This window comes from Bacillus cereus group sp. BfR-BA-01380, from assembly GCF_022663535.1.
Lineage (GTDB): Bacteria > Bacillota > Bacilli > Bacillales > Bacillaceae_G > Bacillus_A > Bacillus_A cereus_BB.
The window spans coordinates 16,193-35,781 of the sequence record NZ_JAKUFS010000005.1; the positions used below are offsets into that span (position 1 = coordinate 16,193).

Here is a 19,589-nt window from a genome sequence, read left to right on the forward strand (position 1 = left end):
ATAAAATGCTGTCCCCCTCTTCATTGAGAAGAGGGGGTTTTTATATTGAAGAAAGAGAGGGAGACATGTGAAATTACTAGATTTATTGCAAAGAGGAATTGTGATTGGAGACGGAGCGATGGGAACATTGCTATATTCTCATGGTTTACAAAGCTGCTTTGAAGAATTGAATGTATCTGAGCCGGAGCGGATTATTTCGATTCATAAACAATATGTTGCAGCAGGGGCAGATGTCATTCAAACCAATACATACGGAGCAAATGAAGGGAAACTTCGCATGTATGGTCTTGAGGATCGCGTAAGGGAAATTAACCGGGCTGCTGTAAGACATGCAAAAGAAGCTGTGACAGAAAAGAATGCAATCGTTGGGACCATTGGTGGAATGAAACATATTGGAGCAGTTACAACCACTGATATGGAGCGTGAATTTATGCTCTTAGAGCAAGCAGATGCCCTGCTAGAAGAAAGTGTTGATGGGTTATTATTAGAAACGTTTTACGATGAATTTGAATTACTTCATGCAGTGAAGGTATTACGTAAGCAAACAAATGTCCCTCTTATTGCGCAGCTTGCCCTTCACCAAGCGGGTACAACTCAAAATGGAAATAGTGTAGATGATGTGCTTAGGCAGCTTATAGAGTATGGTGCAAATGTGGTCGGATTAAATTGTCAGTTAGGACCGCTTCATATGATTGAATCTTTTAAAATAATAGAAATTCCTAAGTATGGTTATTTATCTGCGTATCCAAATGCTGGTCTTCCTAAATATGTAGAAGGCCGTTACGTATACGAAGGAAGTCCTGCTTATTTTGAAGAGATGGCACCGGAATTTATTAAGCAAGGCGTTAGGCTGCTTGGGGGGTGTTGCGGTACAACTCCTTCCCATATCGAGGCGATGAAGCGAGCACTTGAAAATGAGCATCCTGTAACAGCTAAAGAAGTTGTAAAGCGAGCTGAAGTAATAACAACACAGCATGTCATTGCAGTAGATCGCATTACATTAGCAGAAAAAGCGAAAAAGGAAACGACAGTGATTGTTGAGCTAGATCCGCCAAAAACGTTGGATACACAGAGATTTTTTGAAGGAGCTAAGGCGCTGAAGCGTGCAGGGGCAGATGCCATTACGTTAGCTGATAACTCCTTAGCATCGCCCCGCGTATCAAATATGGCAATGGGAGCGTTATTAACAAAGCACGATATCCCTATATTAACTCATTTAACGTGCCGTGATCATAATGTGATTGGGCTGCAGTCTCATTTACTAGGATTAGCAGCGCTCGGTCTGGAGGAAGTATTAGCATTAACCGGAGATCCTGCGAGGGTTGGTGATTTTCCTGGTGCAACATCTGTATATGACCTCTCTTCTATAGAACTCATTAAAATGATTAAAGAAATGAACAATGGCCGGTCTATTTTAGGAAAAACAATTGGAACAGCTACCCGTTTTTCGGTTGGCGGGGCTTTTAATCCGCATGTAAGACATATCGAGGCAGCTGTAAAACATATGGAGAAAAAAATTGCAGCTGGTGCTGAGTATTTTTTAACACAGCCCATTTATGATGCAGCAGTCATTCGAAACGTGTATGAAGCAACGAAGCATATCGAACAGCCAATTTTTATTGGGATTATGCCGCTTGTAAGTAAACGAAATGCAGACTTTTTACATTTTGAGGTGCCAGGCATTACTCTTCCAGAAGAAGTGAGAAGGCGTATGACCGGACATAAGACATCAGAAGAAGCAGTGGCAGAAGGAATCCATATATCTAAAGAATTAATTGATGCTGCGATGGAGTTATTCAATGGTATTTATTTAATCACACCATTTTTAAAATATGAAGTGACAGAAACGCTCATTCAGTATATTCAAGCGAGGAAAGAGCAGAAAGAAGGAATGAATATATGAGACCAATCGAGGAAAGATTGCAGCAAGAAATTTTAATATTAGATGGTGCAATGGGAACGATGATTCAACAAGAAGACCTTTCGGCTGCAGATTTTGGCGGAGAAGAATATGAGGGCTGTAATGAATATTTAGTAAAAACTCGGCCGGACGTTATTTTACATATTCATAAAGCGTATATTGAAGCAGGAGCCGATATTATTGAAACGAATACATTTGGTGCAACGAACATTGTACTCAGTGATTATAACCTTTCTCACTTAGATGAGGAGTTGAATGAACGAGCTGCCAGGTTAGCGAAACAAGCTGTCAAAGAAAGCGGTAAAGAAGTATATGTAGCCGGTGCAATGGGCCCGACGACAAAAGCGATTAGTGTTACGGGTGGCGTTACTTTTGAAGAGCTTATTGAGGCATATACAAGACAAACACGTGGTTTACTGCGCGGTGGTGTCGATTTGTTGCTTGTAGAAACAAGTCAGGACATGCGAAATGTAAAAGCAGCCTGTTTAGGAATTGAAAAGGCATTTATTGAGGCAGAAAAAAAAGTTCCGCTTATGATTTCCGGAACAATTGAACCGATGGGAACGACGTTAGCTGGGCAAACAATTGAAGCATTCTACTTATCGGTAGAGCATATGAATCCATTATCGGTTGGGTTAAACTGTGCAACAGGACCAGAGTTTATGAGAGAACATATTCGTTCACTGGCAGAGTTATCTGAGTGTTACATCTCTTGTTATCCAAATGCTGGGCTTCCAGATGAAGACGGTCATTATCATGAATCGCCGCAGTCCCTTGCTCATAAAGTGAAGCAGTTTGCAGAAGAAAGCTGGGTGAATATTGTTGGCGGTTGCTGCGGGACAACGCCGGTACATATTCGTGCGATGAAAGAGGCGTTATTATCATTTCAGCCACGGGTGAAACGAGAAAGAAAAGGACATGGAATTAGTGGACTTGAAGCGCTGCAATATGAAGATTCTATGCGCCCGTTATTCGTTGGAGAGCGTACGAATGTAATTGGTTCACGCAAATTTAAACGTCTTGTTGCAGAAGGGAATTTTGAAGAGGCGGCGGAAGTAGCAAGGGCACAAGTAAAGAAAAATGCCCATATTATTGATATTTGTATGGCAGACCCAGACCGTGATGAAATAGAAGATATGGAGAATTTCTTGCAAGCTGTGACGAAAGTATTAAAGGTGCCAATCATGATTGATTCGACTGACGAGCAAGTGATGAATCGAGCTCTTACTTATTTGCAAGGAAAAGGGGTGATTAACTCTATTAACTTAGAAAATGGAGAAGAGCGTTTTGAAAAAGTGATTCCGCTTATTAAACAGTACGGATCGGCTATTGTTGTGGGAACAATTGATGAAATTGGTATGGCGGTAACGGCTGAGCGGAAGCTTGAAATTGCGAAAAGAAGTTATGAGCTATTAACAACAAAATATGGAGTGCGTCCGTCAGATATTATTTTTGACGCACTTGTCTTTCCCGTTGGAACAGGTGATGAAGAATACATCGGTTCAGCTGCAGCGACAATTGAAGGCATTCGGCTCATAAAAGAAGAGCTACCTGAATGTTTAACGATATTAGGTGTAAGTAACATTTCATTTGGTTTACCACCAGCAGGACGCGAAGTATTAAATTCGGTCTTTTTATATCATGCGACAAAGGCTGGTTTAGATTATGCAATCGTGAATACTGAAAAGCTAGAGCGTTATGCTTCTATTTCTGAAGAAGAAAAGGCATTGGCGAATGCACTTTTGTTTGAGACGACGAAAGAAACATTAGAGAAATTTACAAATTTTTATAGAAATGTGAAGCAAAAAGAAGTCGTAGTAGCTGAAACGTTAACACTTGATGAGCGGTTAGCTCATTATATTATAGAAGGCACGAAGCAAGGATTACATGATGACTTGCAAGAGGCGCTAGATGAAGGAAGAAAGCCGCTTGCCATTATTAACGGACCACTTATGGCAGGCATGGATGAAGTGGGACGTTTATTTAATCATAATGAGCTTATTGTTGCAGAAGTGCTGCAAAGTGCGGAAAGTATGAAAGCGGCCGTTGCGTATTTAGAGCCGTATATGGAGACAAGTGATAGTGTGAAGAAAGGGAAAGTACTACTTGCGACAGTAAAAGGTGATGTGCATGACATCGGTAAAAATTTAGTGGAAATTATTTTATCGAATAATGGATATGACATTGTAAATCTCGGTATTAATGTGCGATCTGATCGTATTATTCAAGAGGTAAAAGAACAAAAGCCAGATATTATTGGCTTATCAGGATTACTTGTTAAATCTGCGCAGCAAATGGTAACAACAGCAGAAGATTTAAAAGCGGCAAATATTGATGTTCCTATTGTTGTAGGAGGTGCCGCGCTGACTCGGAAATTTACAGAAACGCGGATTTCCCCTTCTTATCAAGGGCTTGTCCTATATGCAAGCGATGCGATGACAGGATTAGATCTTATCAATCGTTTACAACAAGAAGAGGAACGAGAAAAGATGCGCGAGGAAAAAGCGAAGCGTCACTTACATGTTGTTGTACAAGAGGAGAAACAGGTAGGAGAGGTACCGGCTCAAATTGAAAAATTACCGCCAGCACCAGTAATTGTACCGCATTTTACAAAACGTGTCGTTCTTCGGGATATTTCAGTAGCACATCTTGCTCCGTTTTTAAATCGGCAAATGTTAATTGGACATCACTTAGGTTTAAAGGGGAATGTGAAAAAGTTGCTACAAGAAGGGGATAGAAGGGCACATGAACTGAATGACTTAATCGATGAATTGCTTCGCGGGGAAGAATCATGGTTACGTCCGAGCGCTGTATATCAATTCTTTCCTGCGCAAAGTGAAAATCAAGATATTCTAATTTATGATCCAGAAGATCGGGATCGTGTATTAGAGCGTTTTACATTCCCAAGACAAGGAAAAGCACCACATCGCACGCTTGGTGATTACTTGCGCCCAGTTGGAGATGAAATGGATTATGTTGCTTTTTTAGCTGTAACGGTTGGGAAAGGTGTCCGTGCCGTAGCGGAAAAGTGGAAAGAACAAGGCGATTATTTGCGCAGCCATGCGATTCAATCACTGGCGCTGGAACTTGCAGAAGGATTAGCTGAAAAAACGCATATGCTCATCCGTGATCGCTGGGGATTTCCAGATTCACCAAATATGACGATGGAAGAGCGGTTCCGCACAAAATATCAAGGGATTCGCGTTTCTTTTGGCTATCCTGCGTGTCCAGAACTTGCTGATCAAGAAAAACTATTCCGGTTGCTTCGCCCTGAAGAAATTGGAATTTCCTTAACGGAAGGGTTTATGATGGAACCAGAGGCTTCTGTAACAGCCATGGTGTTTGCTCATCCAGAAGCGCGTTATTTCAGTGTGTTATAATTAATAGTAAAACTTTTATTAAAAGGAGACATACTGTGAAGACGATTATATTTACAGGCGGTGGTTCTGCTGGTCACGTTACGCCGAACTTAGCGCTTATACCACATTTTCAAAAGAGCGGTTGGAAGGTGTGTTATATTGGTTCACATAATGGAATCGAAAAGACAATTATTGAAAAAGAAGGGATTCCTTATTATGGAATAGCGAGTGGGAAGCTTCGCCGATATTTTGATTTGAAAAATATAAAAGACCCTTTTCTTGTTATGAAAGGGGTTATGGATGCGTATTTCCTTATTCGAAAGTTAAAACCGGATGTTATTTTTTCTAAAGGAGGCTTCGTGTCTGTACCAGTTGTAATTGGTGCGTGGCTAAACCGTGTTCCTGTTTTTTTACACGAGTCTGATATGACGCCTGGGCTTGCAAATAAAATTGCTCTCCGCTTTGCTTCGAAAATATTTGTTACGTTTGAAGAAGCGAAAAAGCATTTACCGAAAGACAAAACAGTATATACTGGTTCGCCTGTGCGAGAAGAGGTATTGCAAGGAAGTCGAAACAAAGGATTGCAATTTTTACGATTCACTGCATCAAAACCAGTTATTACCGTTATGGGAGGCAGCTTAGGAGCACGACGCATTAATGAAGCAGTACGCGGCGCATTACCTAACCTCCTGCAAAACTATCAAATTGTTCATTTGTGCGGGAAAGGCAATATGGACGAGAAACTTAAGAATACACCGGGATACAAGCAGTTTGAATATGTTCATGGTGAACTTCCAGACATATTAGCGGCAACAGATATTGTCATTTCTCGTGCAGGATCCAATGCGATTTTTGAGTTTTTAACATTACAAAAGCCAATGTTATTAATTCCTCTTCCGAAATCTTCGAGCCGAGGGGATCAAATTTTAAACGGACAGTCTTTTGAAAAACAAGGATATGGACGTATGTTATTTGAAGAAGACATAACAGAAACTTTGTTAATTGAATATGTAGAAGAACTATATAAAAATCGTTTGCAGTATAAAAGATCGATGCAGAAATATAACGGACAAGAAGCGTTGCAAACGATTATTGATTACGTTACGAAAGCATGATTTCATAGAAATCATGCTTTTAGGGCTGTTTGGAAAGCTGTTAACACCTTTTTTACTTAATCTATATAAATACAAATTGAAAAGCCAACATAAAAACCACTTTTTTTAGATGGGCGAAAGCGTCTGGCCATGACCGCTCCTATACATAGCCAGTCCCTCTCGATCATTTAAAAAAATGCTTTTCTGCCTTTTTGTCATAGAGTGACTGAGTAGTTACAATTCGCCTATAAACAATATTTTCTAGTTAAGCTGAAAAGTCGAATGGAAATGCTATTTGTTACTATAATAGCAGAAATTGGAGAATATCAGAAAAAATTCTCTTAAAAAATGAATAAACTAATAGTATGATGTAGTTAATTGGAAATTAAACTAATTATAGGCATATTTCTATTTAGCAGCATGATTAGAGGGGGGAGAAAATGAAACAAGATTTGAACAAAAAAATAGAAGCTCTAGAAACAGCAATTGATACATTGCAGGAGACGCTCTATGAGTTAAAAACACAGCAAAGAGAAATGGACGAAGAAAGAGTTCAACAAGTAAAGGAACCTATTGAGAAGAAACAAGAAGTTAGTATCCCTGTGCAAAATGTACGACAAGAAGAAAGAGTCATTAGCCAAGAAAGTGTGAAGGAACCGGATATAAAGCAGGTAGATATATCTGCGTTTAAGCCTGAACCATTTGACATTATAAAATTTTGTCAAACATGGCTACCACGTATTTTCGTTGCCATTATGCTACTTGGGGTAATTTGGCTATTTAAAGCGGGAGTGGATGCAGGATTACTTACTCCAGCAATTCGTATTGTATTTGGCGTAGCATTATCAGTTGCTTTGTATTATGTAGGTGATATACAAATAAAAAAAGAACGTCAAGCGTTAGGTTTAGTGTTAGCTGGAGGAAGTATTACAGGCATTGTTTTAACGACATTCGCGGCGCATTATTTGTATCATTTCTTTCCGGCAACGATGGCATTTATATTCAACATTATTTGGATTATACTCGGTATCTATTTAGCTAAGCGATATCAATCAGAGTATCTCGCTATATTTGTATCTGTAGGAGCCTTTTTTGTACCGTTCTTATTAAATAGTACAACACCTAATTCTTACATTTTCTTTGGATATGAAACAGTGTTAACGATGAGTTTATTATGGTATGCGTATAAAAATCGCTATCAATATTTATATATGGTGTCTTACTCTGTTTCTGTACTTGTAACGTTTGTCTTTTTTGTAATTATGACGGTGTTACTCGGAAATTTACAGGTACAATTAACAATTGTTTATGGATTAATTCATATTCTGCTTTTCTGGCATATGTTTATTGATCGAAGTTTTATTTATCAACCTAGAATGGCCTTGTTTAGTGCCAATGCAATCTTCTTTATTCTAGCAATTGTAAAAATTCTGGATTTTACAACATGGGGATTGTTAATTAGTACAATTGTACACACTGTAATGTTTGTGGCTGACTATATGAAAAATAAAAAATCGTCATTTACAGATCTTTTATTTGGTTTTGCGATGGGGTCGTTTAGTTTAGCGATTTTATATGAATTTAGTTTAGTGAATGGAGCAATTGTATTGATGTTACAAGGTTTTTTAGGTATCGTTACTTCTGCGAAATTAAAACAAGAAATCAAGTTTTATATCAGTGGAGTTATTTATGTAATCGGTATGTTGCAAACGCTTGTTAGTCCATTTGAGACATTCATGTCAGCAGCTTTTGTAGCCCATCTCATTCTAGTTGGAACATTTTATTATGGAATGATGAAAGTGAAACCAATGTTGCAACGTTTTGGGAAATATGTGTATTCGATTACGTTATATGGCTTTATGGTACTTGTATTTATTACGATTACTAGAATAGGAGAGGTTCTTTCAACAGACGGAAGTATTATCAGTGTACCTGTCTCTCTTTTATGGATGATATATGCTTTAGTTTCAGTTTGGTTTGGGCGTAATAGAGGAATGAATGAAATATTATACGCCGGATTAGTTGTGTTAGTTGTGACAGTGATTAAGTTATTCCTCTTAGATTTACCAGAAGTATCAATGATGATTCGTGCAGTATTATTCTTACTTATTGGTGGGCTAGGGATTGTTATTTCTAGAATGTTTTTCTCGAAAGAAAAAGGTGAGTAGTAAAAAAAGCAATCCATTTAGGATTGCTTTTTAAGATAGAGATAAAAGCACACTTTATCCCGCTATTCGTGGGCAGTAATACTCTCGCCTCAAAATTCAGCGGAATCATTGTCCAGCTTTAGCGGCTAGAATCTCCGGTCGTTTCGCCCCCTCGGACGAGGCCAAAAGCGCCTCTCTGTCGGGTGCTCCAACGTCCTGCGATTCTGAGCGAGCCGCTTCCGCTTTTCTTAAGAAGTTAGGCGGGAGATAAACTGCCCGTAAAAGCCCGATTGGTGAGGGCTGATAATCAGTGGGGGATGAAGAAAACCCCCACTGATTAAAGTTTCACTTTATGTTACAATAACATTGATTTGACAGACGAATTCTAATTATTGACGCGTGATAATACGGATGAGATTAGGAGTGATTACGTTGGGGCTGAGTCTCTGTGAAAATATTGCTCTAGTTGTTTGTTTAGTATTGTATATTGGTAGTATTATAGTTTATATGGGACGGAATTTTTCACAAGAACGAAAATTAGAAAAATCAGAAATTAAAGCTGAATTAGATATGTTAAATGATAAAATTGATAAAAAAGTAAATAGAGAATTGTAAATGTCCTTTTCCCCTAAGATTTTTCTACCTATTTTTGTATATGAAGGAGAGAGGTAGCATGAAATTTTACATCGCTTCAGCCTTTGCGAATAAACACATTGTCCACCTTGTAGCGGATAAACTGAAACAAGCAGGGTGGATTCATACATATGATTGGACAAAAAATGAAAAAGCGACAAATAGATTAGAATTACAAAGTATTGGACAAGCAGAAAAACAAGCTGTACGAGACGCAGACGTTTTTCTGCTTTTATTAAGTGGTGGAAAAGGGAGTCATACCGAATTCGGAATGGCACTTGCTTGGGGAAAGAAAATATTTGTATATAGCGGAAATAGTCCTTTGGATACAACATTTTACCATTTACCAGAAGTGTGTATAGTTGATGGAAGTATAGAAGAATGTATAGAAGAAGTGTTAGGTGTTACACAAGTTTGATTATAATTGCTACAAATTATATATTTAATAATAAAGGATGTATAAAAGGAGTTATAAAACATGCATTTAGAACAAGGATGGAAAACAAACTCTTTAACAGTTGTACAGCAAAGTGAATATAAGAAAGGTGCAACTTTAACACAATTACTATTTGAAGACGGGGAAGAAGTAGAAGAACTTGTCGATGATTATGGATATGAAGAGATTATCAATCGTGAACATGATGAAGAATTAGAAGAGATTTTAGGTGAAGAATTATTTTATGAACTTGAGCGTAATGTCTTTTTATCAACGCAGCCAAAAGAGAAGTTCATCTCTTTTATAAATGGCTTAGGGTTTCAATTATTAGACTACATTGTGTTATTGGAATCAGAATTTCGTGTAGATAGTGCGATGTTTTCACCTGATACAATAAAGAAAATGGAGAAACGTTTTCCAAAGTTTCCTTATGTAGAAGGTAACCGAACAATTTTTGAGATGACATTAGAAGAAGCAAGTGAATTATTAGAGAATGTGACGGGTCTTCAGATTAAAGAAAATATGAATGTATAAAAAGAACGTGCTTGGCACGTTCTTTTTTATAGAATAATTGTATGTTCTGCGTTTTTATATTGCTTTTCAATTATCGTATTTAAATGCTCAACCTTTTGTATGCAAGATTGTATATGCTTCTCGACTTCTTGCAATTCTGTAAGGTAATGTGTTTCAATAGGATGGATTTGTACGCTGAATTTTTCAAATTGAGCGCTATATGTTATTGCTGCATAACCGCTCATAATATCTGTCTCGTTGTGAAACAAATATTGCTTTGTTTTTTCACAATATGCTACATTTTGAAATCCATACGATTGTAAAGTTTCGATGATTTTTGTAATTGTTACTGTATCCATTGTTTTTCCTCTTTAAGAAGTTCGACTTTATCTCGCTATTTGCGGACAGTAAGCCCTTCACCTTAAGACTGTGAGAAAGCCAAAAAGATTGTGAAGAATAAATGCCCTCCAAAAGCAATGTATGAAAATGACCATTAGTGAAGCCACCTTTTGATGGCGGTTTCACTGTATTAGTATAACATGAGTCTATTTAAGAAAGCGCTATCAAGGTGTTTCTAACACGAATTTTTATGTATATTTTATAAAAATAAAATAAATGAAAAATAATTGTAATAAAGCAAAAAAGTAGAGGACTCTTTCGTTGTTTCATCATATACATAGATAAGTAAAGCAAATGAAAGAGGTGAAGATGTTGAACTTTGATATTACAGGACAAAAAGCATATGTAAAAGATGGACCGCATCGAAATCAAATAGGAATCATAAAACGAAATAGTGCGGAGAACAGTGCGAAATATGTGATTGTAATTGACGGCATGTATATTGATATTGAGTTAAAAGATATTGTTTTAATTGATGTAGATGTTCGGCAATTTCATGATTGGTGTGAAGAGCAAGGGTATTTGTAAATAGATTTTTCAAAAAAGGAAAACACCCTGAACATCCAGGGTGTTTTTTCTTATAATGCAACTTCTTCAGTTTTATTATCAGCTTCATTGTACGCATGTACATCTAATTCTCCAAGCCATTTGCTAGAAATAATCCCAGCTGTCATAGAACCGCTCACGTTTAAAGCCGTACGTCCCATATCAATTAATGGTTCAACAGAGATTAATAGTGCAACAATTCCAATTGGTAAGTTCAGTGTAGAAAGTACAATGAGTGCTGCAAATGTTGCTCCACCTCCGACACCGGCAACGCCAAATGAACTAATTGCAACAACGGCAATTAACGTTAAGATAAATTGCGGCTGCAACGGATCGATGCCAACAGTTGGCGCAACCATCATCGCAAGCATTGCAGGATAAATACCAGCACATCCGTTTTGACCAATTGATACACCAAAGGAAGCAGCGAAGTTTGCAATTCCTTCTGAAACGCCTAGTTTTTCTTTTTGCGCTTCAATATTTAATGGCAGTGTACCAGCACTTGAGCGTGAAGTAAACGCAAATGTTAAAACAGGGAATACCTTTTTCAAATATTGTACTGGATTTAAACCGGAAAGAGCGATAAGCAATAAGTGAATAATAAACATAACAATGAGTGCTACATAAGACGCTAACACAAAGTTTCCGAGTTTTAAAATGGCCTGCACGTCACTACCTGAGACTGTTTTTACCATGAGAGCAAGTACGCCATATGGAGTAAGACGTAAAATGAATGTTACCATCCGCATGACGACTGCATATACGGCATCTAGCATATTCTTAAATTGTTCCGCTTGTTCTGGATATTTCTTTTTTACTCCTAAGAAGGCAATCCCAATTAATGCGGCAAAAATGACAACAGAAATTGTTGATGTTGGACGAGCACCTGTTAAATCTAGAAATGGATTTGCAGGGAGTAACTCTAATAATTTTTGCGGAATGGGTGTTTGTTCAATGGAGGTGAATTTTTCTTCCACTAATTTTAAGCGAGCTGTTTCTGCACTGCCTTGCTGTAAGCCAGTTGCTTGTAAATCAAAGCCAGCACTTGCTGCAATTCCGACTGCAGCTGCAATTCCAGTTGTAAGAAGTAAAATGCCGATAATAAGACCGCTAATTTTGCCAAGATTATTGGTTAGTTTTAATTTTGTAAACGCTGAAGTAATTGAAACTAAAATAAGTGGCATAACAATCATTTGTAACAACTTAACATAACCACTTCCAATTAAGTTAAACCAATTATTAGATTGGATAATGACTTCAGAAGTTGGTTTATAAAAAAATTGTAAAATAAGTCCGAATGTAATTCCGATTCCGAGTGCAGTAAATACACGTTTATTAAAAGAAACGTGTTTCTGTTGCATATAATATAATACACCGAGTAATAGGAGCATAATGATGACGTTTATGCTAACTAACAATGTACTCATATTGTTTTTCCCCTTTCAAATCTGTTTCATACAAATATATTCCAATAAAACCTATAAGTCAACTATGGAATCAAAAGAGGATAAAAAAAGATGGCATATTTGCCATCTTAATGTCCAATTCCTGGTGTAAGAAGGAATGTCGTATAGTATGTAAATCCAATGAAGAAGACTGTTAAATATGCGCCAAATACATAAATGTACATGCGCTCTGTTAATTTTAAATAACTTAAAAGTACAAAAAATCCTGTTTGTCCTAAAAATAATAGTGCTGTCCCATACATATCCCCTAAATAAAACATTACGGAAAAAATACCAGTCCAAAAGCCGAGAACGCGAAACATGCGCTCCATCCCATTCCCCTCCCTTTGTATGAACTCAATACTCCTCTTAATTATAATGCACTTTTCTAACTATTGTAAACATTTACAAGATAATAAAAAGCCAGTATAATCTGGCTTCCTATTTTACATATGAAGATGATAATTACAAGACTTACAACCTGTTTCGAACATAGTATCATTATGTGTTAATTCCATGTTTGGAAATAGAACTTCAAAGATACCTTTCATCATATCTACGTGCATGTTACAAACTTCTTTTGGATGACGTACGGCAACTTCTTTAAATGGACAATTGTATACGTCATAGAAAATTTTTGATCCATCGGTGCTTAATTCAAATTCCGGAGATAAGCCCGCTGTTGTTAAAGCTTCTTTGGCAATTTGTATTTTTTGTTCAACCGTCAATTCATTTTCGTTAATGCGTAATCGATTTAGCTGTTGTTCCATTAATTCTTTACCAAACTTTTTACCCGTTTCATATAGTGCTTTCTCACCGACTTCGCCTAAGCTAAGTAATGTATTGCAAGCAATTTGTGCTAACAATTGATAATCACGAAATGGAAATTGCAGTTGAATTACATCATCTGATAAGGCATATAATCGACTTGGTCGGCCGCCTTTACCTGTTTTTTTTGTTTCCGATTTTAACATATTTACATCTTCTAGCTTTGAAAGATGTAAACGCGCAACATTCGGGTGAATATCAAATTCGTCAGCAATTTCTTGTACGGTAACCTCAGTGTGTTTTTGAGAAATATATTTATAAATATAATAGCGTGTTGGATCAGAAAGTACGTTTGTAATTTTTAAAGCTTGTTCCATGAGGATCGCCACCTTCGTTAGTTTATCTGGGATAACAATATTATAATATAGATAATGTTGTATAATCATGTTTTTGGGCAATGATTCATTAATTGTTCATAATTTCACAAACTGTTTTGGTTTTTTAATTTGTGAAATTCAAAAATGATGCAATAAAAATAGAAAATTCACTATTTTCCTTTTCATGATGGCCATGATATATAAAGAGTGAGGAGGCGATAACAGTGAATGCTGTCGAACAGTTTGCTGACACAATTATGAAAGAAGCATGCAGGTTGCGCGCATCAGATCTTCATATTGTGCCGCGGCACGAAGATGCTGTTGTACAATTGCGTATTGGAAAAGATTTGATGACAAAACATCATACTTCAAAAGAATTTTGTGAACGACTTGTATCACACTTTAAGTTTTTAGCAGCTATGGATATTGGTGAAAGGAGAAAGCCGCAAAATGGTTCATTGCAGATGAAAGTTGATGATGAGGAGGTATATTTACGCCTTTCTACTTTGCCAACTGTACATCATGAAAGTCTTGTTATTCGGTTGCACTTACAAACTGCGGTTCCGAATCTCTCTCATCTCTCATTATTCCCAAATTCCGCAAAAACACTTCTCTCTTTTTTACATCATTCGCACGGATTAATAATTTTTACAGGTCCGACCGGCTCCGGGAAAACGACAACGATGTATGCTCTTTTAGAAGTAGCAAAGAAGGAGCAGACTCGCCGCATTGTGACACTAGAGGATCCAGTTGAAAAGAAAAAGGATGGACTATTACAAATTCAAATTAATGAAAAAGCGGGTGTTACGTATGCAACTGGATTAAAAGCGATTTTACGTCATGACCCAGATATTATATTAGTGGGAGAGATCCGAGATGAAGAAACAGCAAAGGTGGCGGTTCGAGCAAGTTTAACAGGTCATTTAGTGATGACCACATTGCATACGAATGATGCGAAGAGTGCGATGCTCCGTTTAATGGATTATGGTATTACACTCCTAGAAATTGAACAATCGCTACTAGCGGTAGCGGCGCAGCGACTAGTGGAATTAAAATGTCCATTTTGCAAAGGGAAATGCTCACCTCTATGCAAAAAAATGCGTCACGTACGCAGAGCGAGCATTTATGAATTATTGTATGGTGATGAATTGAAAGAAGTCATTTATGAAGCAAATGGAAAACAAGCAACGTACCAATATACAACGCTTCAGGATGAATTAAGAAAAGGCTATGCATTAGGGTTTATTGAAGAAGATGTTTATGTTTAAGCAAGAAAAGTGGCGGTTACATGAACAAGCATTGTTGCTGCGAAGGCTTGGCGAACTTTTAGAGAAAGGATATTCTTTATTACATGCATTAGAGTTTCTGTATTTTCACTTAACACCGCATAAACAAATACAGCTTCAAGATGCTGCCGAAGAATTTAAAAAGGGAAGCAGCTTACATGATGTGTTTGATAAACTTGCGTTTCATCCCGATATTTTAAGTTATTTATTTTATGCTGAGCAGCATGGTGATATTGCTTTTGCATTGCAGCAAGGGAGCTCACTACTCGGCAGAAAAGATAAACATCAAAAAAATATGATGAAAGTGCTGCGCTATCCATTCGTTCTTTCTTTGTTTTTATTAGGTATTCTCCTCGTATTTAACCTAGTTCTTCTTCCACAGTTTTCTACTTTATATCGTTCACTCCGTGGATCATCCACTTCATTTACAGATAATATTTTAACAGTTATTCAAGCACTTCCGTATGTTATGGGGGGCGTCGTTTTTGCAATTGGCACACTAGTGCTTATATATATGCTGTATGTAAAAAGGTTGCATCCGGTTACGAGAATGGATATTTGTATGCGCGTGCCCCTTATAAAACTGTTTTTAAAATTAACAAACTCGCACTATTTTGCAATTCAATTAAGCGGCCTTTTACAAGGCGGGCTATCTATATTAGAAGCACTAACGTTAATGAGGGAGCAAAAGCATCATTTGTTTTTTCAATGCGAAGCTCTCAAAATACAGGAGTTATTAACGGTAGGTGAACATCTTGACTCTATTATGATGAATCGTTCGTATTATGAACAGGAGCTTGCTTATATTATTAAACATGGACAAGCAAATGGCAATTTAGCAACTGAGCTTGCTGATTATAGTGAAATGACAATAGAAAAAATCGAAGAGAAAATTAATCGTACTTTGTTTATTATACAACCCCTTTTGTTTGCATGTATCGGACTGGTCGTTGTGCTTATGTATTTAGCGATGATTATGCCGATGTTCCAAATGATGAATTCTATTTAGGAGGCGTGTTCTGTGAAAAATGAAAAAGGATTTACGTTGTTAGAAATGTTGCTTGTTATGGTTGTAATTTCTGTGTTGCTACTGCTTATTATTCCAAATGTCGTAAAACAGCGCTCTTCTGTACAAGGAAAGGGATGCGACGCCCTTGTAAAGTCTGTTGAATCACAAGTACAAGCATATCAATTAGAATATAATAAAATACCGACGGTGGATGATTTGTATACGGGTAAATATATTACATCTAAAACTTGTCCAAAAGGGGAGAGTATTACAATCGATGCTGCAAATGGAGAGGTTAAAGTTGTAGGGAAATCGTGAAGAAAAATGGTTTTACATTATTAGAAATGCTCCTCGTATTAAGTGCTATTTCTATTTTAAGTGTTGTAACGTATTTTAATTTATCGTCGATTTATGAAAAACAAAAGATGAATCAGTTTATGCATCAATTTTCTCAAGACATCCTTTTCATGCAACAAGTAGCGATGAGCCGCCATAATCGTCACACATTACGGTGGTTTCCTAATCAAGCTTCGTACAGCATTACATCTTCAGGAGAAACGAATCCTATTCTTGTTCGTTACTATCCATCCGATATACAGGTGAATGTAAACACATTCCCTAATCCAATGAGTTATGGGGCGGACGGTAATATTAATAGAGGTGGAACAATTATTATTTCTTATAAATCCAAAACGTACCATGTTGTATTCCAACTTGGGAGAGGAAGATTTACGTATTATGAAGTGTGACAAAGGTTCGGTTATGCTAGAAATTCTTGTGTCTCTTAGTTTATTAATGATGGCGGTTTCGCTATTACTTCCACAAACGCTTCTCATTATGCAGGAAAGGAAAAATATTCAGTTTCGGTACAGAGCGCAGCTACTTTTGAAAGAAGCGGCAGCTGTATATATGTATGATCATGTAGTTTCGCCAGTAATAGAAAAGCGATATGAAAATACGGTATATACAATTCAATGGGAGACCGAAAAGGTGTGTGTAGTGTGGAAAGATAGTAAACAGCGTGAGAATGAACGGTGTCGTTATGTTAAAAAATAAGCAAGCTGGGTTCACGTTGTTAGAAGTTATGATATGTTTTCTATTTTTATCTGTATTTTTTCTTCTTCTTCCGCGTCTTCATGTCCTCTTTATAGAACCTCCTTATCCTAAGCAGATTACGAACTGGGAATGGAACGTTTTTTTAGAGCAAGTGCAAATTGAGTTTCGCGATGTAGAAGAAGGAAATAATGGGGAAGGAAAATTGCTTTTTAAAACAAAGACAGGGGAACATATCACATATGTCAGGTCTGGAAATAATATTATTCGAAAAGTAAATGGGGCGGGACATGAGGTTCTTCTGCAAAAAGTAAAGGACATTTCTTATCAATTAGCAGCTCATACATTAATAATACGTGTGCAGGATATAAGTGGTAAAGTATATGATGGTGTTGTTACCCGTTATTCTGCTATTGAGGTGAAAGGATGAGATCGGAAAGTGGATTTACAATGCCAGGAACAATCATCCTCATATTTTTACTCATGTCTTTTTTAGTATATGAGACAAATATATTCCTATCAGATCAAAAGTTTTATACAGAAGCAGAAGAATTGTTTATTTTAGAAGAAATAACGAGTCAAGCTGTTGCGGATGTGAAACAAGAATTAAAAGCTAAAATGGAAAAAAGAGAATTTTTTCATACGTATGAAAAAGGAGAAGCAAAGGGAGATTACACAATAGTAGATGGGAATGCTTTTATTACTTTACAATGTATAACAAAACGAAAGCGCGCATGTAAAGTTAGCTTTCGTTATAATACAAATAACGAAGCGATTACGAATTGGCAAGAGGAGAGAGGATAACATGAAAGCATTATATATAACAGGTTTTATGGGATCGGGGAAAACGACGATTGGTAAAGCATTAAGCAGTGCACTTCATATGCCGGTTATTGATACAGACGGGCGTATTGAAGAAAAGACAAAGAAAATCATTCGGGATATCTTTTCAGAAGAAGGAGAAGATGTGTTTCGAAAGTATGAAAGTGAAGTGCTGCAATCACTACCGACAAATGATTATATTATTACAACTGGAGGCGGAATCGTCGAAAAAGCGGAGAACCGAGAGTGGATGAAAGAACATGGTACTGTAATTTATTTGTACTGTGATCCATATGTGATTGCAGAGCGAATTGCTGGGGATACAACAAGACCGTTATTTCAAAAAGAAAACATAGGGTCGTTTATCGAGAAATTTGAAAAGCGTCAAGCTTATTATGAAGAAGCAATAGTGAAGATCGACACGACAAATAAAAGTATTGAAGCAATTGTCCAAGAAGTTCAGGAGCGGATTAATAAATAAAAAAATGGACATACTAATCTAGTAGAGGTGATAAGTATGTCTACAAATGATTATATAAAATATGTCACACAACAATTTGTATCATATATGGATGCTCCAAAAGAGGATCGAAAACAAAAACGGCAGCAACGACGTGAAGAGAGAGAACCATTTTTGAATCGTTGGTTTGGTATGCTGCCGTTAAGCGCCGCAATCTTTTATGGCCAAATGAAGAAAAAAAGAAAGAAATTAAGTTAAGTATTTTATTGGAATAATTTACAACTAGAAAAGGATTTCATGTCATAGTACCATTTCTACGACTAGTCGTACTCGTCATATATCCGACAAGATAACCTAAAAAAAGAAGTTCCACTGCTTACAGGCAGTGGAACTTCTTTTTCTATACGTTAAACTTCAGCTTCAGTCACCTGTTTAATTTTATTACCAATCCAAAGGAATCCAGCTCCAATTCCTATTGAAATGCACCAACCAATTCCTGTCATAATTGCTTTCATTTCTCCGTATCCATCTACTCCAAATTTAGAAATCATATAGATCTTAATACTGCTAAGTACAATAAATTGTAAGCCGAAAAAGAAAGTAAAGTATTGGAACGATGGAAAGAGGCGAGGGTCACGATATAACAATTGCGCTTCCTTTCGATTATCTCCTTGCAATGCAGCATAGTCGGCAGCAAAATATAACATGAGTGGTTGCTTGATAAAAATAGTACCTATGACAACAATACCAAGTGCAATGTGATAGTATACGTCGTTCCATAACATCTTTTCAGCTGAGCCAGAGAGCAAGTCTACGCTCGTATTTACAATCATCGTAATGAGGATAAAAAAGCCGGTTACATGAAATTGCCGTTCTTTCTTAAAACAATACAGTGTATAAAAAATGCCTGGTACAGAAGAAATGAGCATGGCATAATATGCACCCATATATTGTTTACCGAATTTCCAAATAACAAATGGAAAGATGAGATAAAATATAATATCGTAGATAGCTTTATTGTTTTGTTTCATTGAACTCCTCCCTTGTTTGTATTTTACAATAAATATTCTGAATATTACACCTGATTATGGGATTAAGAATAAAAAATGATTACTAATAGCGAGATAATAATTTAATATAATGAGAATCATTATTTTTTGCTATTAGGGCAACTATAAGTTCTTTTAAGTCTACGTTTAGGCTACGGTATAATGGAAATGAAAGAAACGACATTCCATTGGACTTTGAACTACGATGAAATTGATTATGTAATTGAAGGTAAGCTAGAAATAATTATTGGTGCTCTCAATTTACTTAATGA

Annotated in this window: 22 protein-coding genes and 1 pseudogene; 18 read left to right on the forward strand and 5 right to left on the reverse strand. The window is 36.8% G+C overall.

Going from position 1 to position 19,589, the window contains the following annotated elements; genetic code table 11:
* Positions 1-67: 67 nt before the first annotated feature.
* From MR076_RS06140 to MR076_RS06170, 7 genes are all read left to right on the forward strand, one after another.
* The gene (locus MR076_RS06140; protein WP_242218727.1) at positions 68-1,903 is read left to right on the forward strand and encodes a bifunctional homocysteine S-methyltransferase/methylenetetrahydrofolate reductase; all 1,836 of its coding nucleotides are present in this window, start codon (positions 68-70) and stop codon (positions 1,901-1,903) included.
* The gene (gene metH, locus MR076_RS06145; RefSeq protein ID WP_242218729.1) at positions 1,900-5,301 is read left to right on the forward strand and encodes a methionine synthase; all 3,402 of its coding nucleotides are present in this window, start codon (positions 1,900-1,902) and stop codon (positions 5,299-5,301) included. The genes MR076_RS06140 and metH overlap by 4 nt, the downstream gene beginning before the upstream one ends.
* 35 nt (positions 5,302-5,336) lie before the next feature.
* Positions 5,337-6,395 (forward strand): undecaprenyldiphospho-muramoylpentapeptide beta-N-acetylglucosaminyltransferase, encoded by a 1,059-nt coding sequence (locus MR076_RS06150; RefSeq protein ID WP_242218731.1) that lies wholly within the window; start codon positions 5,337-5,339, stop codon positions 6,393-6,395.
* 419 nt (positions 6,396-6,814) lie between these two features.
* The gene (locus tag MR076_RS06155; RefSeq protein WP_242218733.1) at positions 6,815-8,542 is read left to right on the forward strand and encodes a DUF2339 domain-containing protein; all 1,728 of its coding nucleotides are present in this window, start codon (positions 6,815-6,817) and stop codon (positions 8,540-8,542) included.
* A 390-nt stretch (positions 8,543-8,932) separates the two neighbouring features.
* A complete protein-coding gene (locus tag MR076_RS06160) occupies positions 8,933-9,136 on the forward strand; it encodes a DUF3966 domain-containing protein (RefSeq protein ID WP_242218735.1) in 204 nt (67 codons plus the stop codon).
* Between the two features lie 58 nt (positions 9,137-9,194).
* The gene (locus MR076_RS06165) at positions 9,195-9,572 is read left to right on the forward strand and encodes a nucleoside 2-deoxyribosyltransferase (protein ID WP_242218737.1); all 378 of its coding nucleotides are present in this window, start codon (positions 9,195-9,197) and stop codon (positions 9,570-9,572) included.
* A gap of 60 nt (positions 9,573-9,632) precedes the next feature.
* Complete coding sequence (locus tag MR076_RS06170; protein ID WP_242218739.1) at positions 9,633-10,124, forward strand: hypothetical protein; 492 nt, start codon at positions 9,633-9,635, stop codon at positions 10,122-10,124.
* Between the two features lie 26 nt (positions 10,125-10,150).
* On the opposite strand, the gene MR076_RS06175 is transcribed toward MR076_RS06170, so the two are convergent.
* Positions 10,151-10,462: a hypothetical protein gene (locus MR076_RS06175; RefSeq protein ID WP_242218741.1), complete on the reverse strand. Its 312-nt coding sequence runs from the start codon at positions 10,460-10,462 to the stop codon at positions 10,151-10,153.
* Between the two features lie 352 nt (positions 10,463-10,814).
* Between MR076_RS06175 and MR076_RS06180 the strand changes: the two genes are divergently transcribed.
* Complete coding sequence (locus tag MR076_RS06180; RefSeq protein WP_242219199.1) at positions 10,815-11,030, forward strand: DUF3912 family protein; 216 nt, start codon at positions 10,815-10,817, stop codon at positions 11,028-11,030.
* Between the two features lie 50 nt (positions 11,031-11,080).
* Here the strand turns inward: MR076_RS06180 and MR076_RS06185 are convergent, their stop codons facing one another.
* The 3 genes from MR076_RS06185 to MR076_RS06195 all read right to left on the reverse strand — a co-directional run bounded on the left by MR076_RS06185 (position 11,081) and on the right by MR076_RS06195 (position 13,638).
* A complete protein-coding gene (locus MR076_RS06185; RefSeq protein ID WP_242218742.1) occupies positions 11,081-12,475 on the reverse strand; it encodes an L-cystine transporter in 1,395 nt (464 codons plus the stop codon).
* A 107-nt stretch (positions 12,476-12,582) separates the two neighbouring features.
* On the reverse strand, positions 12,583-12,825 hold the full coding sequence (locus tag MR076_RS06190) for a DUF2626 domain-containing protein (RefSeq protein ID WP_230574913.1): 243 nt from the start codon (positions 12,823-12,825) through the stop codon (positions 12,583-12,585).
* A gap of 114 nt (positions 12,826-12,939) precedes the next feature.
* The gene (locus tag MR076_RS06195; protein ID WP_242218744.1) at positions 12,940-13,638 is read right to left on the reverse strand and encodes a helix-turn-helix transcriptional regulator; all 699 of its coding nucleotides are present in this window, start codon (positions 13,636-13,638) and stop codon (positions 12,940-12,942) included.
* A gap of 224 nt (positions 13,639-13,862) precedes the next feature.
* On the opposite strand from MR076_RS06195, the gene comGA reads away from it, so the two are divergent.
* The 9 genes from comGA to MR076_RS06240 are packed head-to-tail and all read left to right on the forward strand — an operon-like array spanning position 13,863 to position 18,526.
* Positions 13,863-14,906: a competence type IV pilus ATPase ComGA gene (gene comGA, locus MR076_RS06200; protein ID WP_242218745.1), complete on the forward strand. Its 1,044-nt coding sequence runs from the start codon at positions 13,863-13,865 to the stop codon at positions 14,904-14,906.
* A complete protein-coding gene (gene comGB, locus MR076_RS06205; protein ID WP_277928396.1) occupies positions 14,893-15,933 on the forward strand; it encodes a competence type IV pilus assembly protein ComGB in 1,041 nt (346 codons plus the stop codon). Before comGA ends, comGB begins: the two co-directional genes overlap by 14 nt.
* A 12-nt stretch (positions 15,934-15,945) precedes the next feature.
* Positions 15,946-16,251: a competence type IV pilus major pilin ComGC gene (gene comGC, locus MR076_RS06210; protein ID WP_242218749.1), complete on the forward strand. Its 306-nt coding sequence runs from the start codon at positions 15,946-15,948 to the stop codon at positions 16,249-16,251.
* Entirely contained in the window at positions 16,248-16,682 is a 435-nt protein-coding gene (gene comGD / locus MR076_RS06215) for a competence type IV pilus minor pilin ComGD (protein ID WP_242218752.1), read from the forward strand. Before comGC ends, comGD begins: the two co-directional genes overlap by 4 nt.
* The gene (locus tag MR076_RS06220) at positions 16,672-16,989 is read left to right on the forward strand and encodes a type II secretion system protein (RefSeq protein WP_242218754.1); all 318 of its coding nucleotides are present in this window, start codon (positions 16,672-16,674) and stop codon (positions 16,987-16,989) included. Before comGD ends, MR076_RS06220 begins: the two co-directional genes overlap by 11 nt.
* Positions 16,961-17,416: a competence type IV pilus minor pilin ComGF gene (gene comGF / locus MR076_RS06225; RefSeq protein ID WP_242219201.1), complete on the forward strand. Its 456-nt coding sequence runs from the start codon at positions 16,961-16,963 to the stop codon at positions 17,414-17,416. The genes MR076_RS06220 and comGF overlap by 29 nt, the downstream gene beginning before the upstream one ends.
* Positions 17,413-17,790, forward strand: a complete 378-nt coding sequence (comGG, locus tag MR076_RS06230) for a competence type IV pilus minor pilin ComGG (RefSeq protein ID WP_242218760.1) — start codon at positions 17,413-17,415, stop codon at positions 17,788-17,790. Before comGF ends, comGG begins: the two co-directional genes overlap by 4 nt.
* A gap of 1 nt (position 17,791) precedes the next feature.
* On the forward strand, positions 17,792-18,289 hold the full coding sequence (locus MR076_RS06235) for a shikimate kinase (RefSeq protein WP_242218762.1): 498 nt from the start codon (positions 17,792-17,794) through the stop codon (positions 18,287-18,289).
* A 36-nt stretch (positions 18,290-18,325) separates the two neighbouring features.
* Entirely contained in the window at positions 18,326-18,526 is a 201-nt protein-coding gene (locus MR076_RS06240; protein WP_242218764.1) for a YqzE family protein, read from the forward strand.
* A gap of 149 nt (positions 18,527-18,675) precedes the next feature.
* Here MR076_RS06240 and MR076_RS06245 read toward each other — a convergent pair whose 3' ends face one another.
* Positions 18,676-19,299, reverse strand: a complete 624-nt coding sequence (locus MR076_RS06245; RefSeq protein WP_242218768.1) for a VC0807 family protein — start codon at positions 19,297-19,299, stop codon at positions 18,676-18,678.
* A 156-nt stretch (positions 19,300-19,455) separates the two neighbouring features.
* Between MR076_RS06245 and MR076_RS26770 the strand changes: the two are divergent.
* Positions 19,456-19,566, forward strand: a pseudogene (locus MR076_RS26770) (ethanolamine utilization protein EutQ); the annotation flags it as partial.
* Positions 19,567-19,589 lie beyond the last annotated feature (23 nt).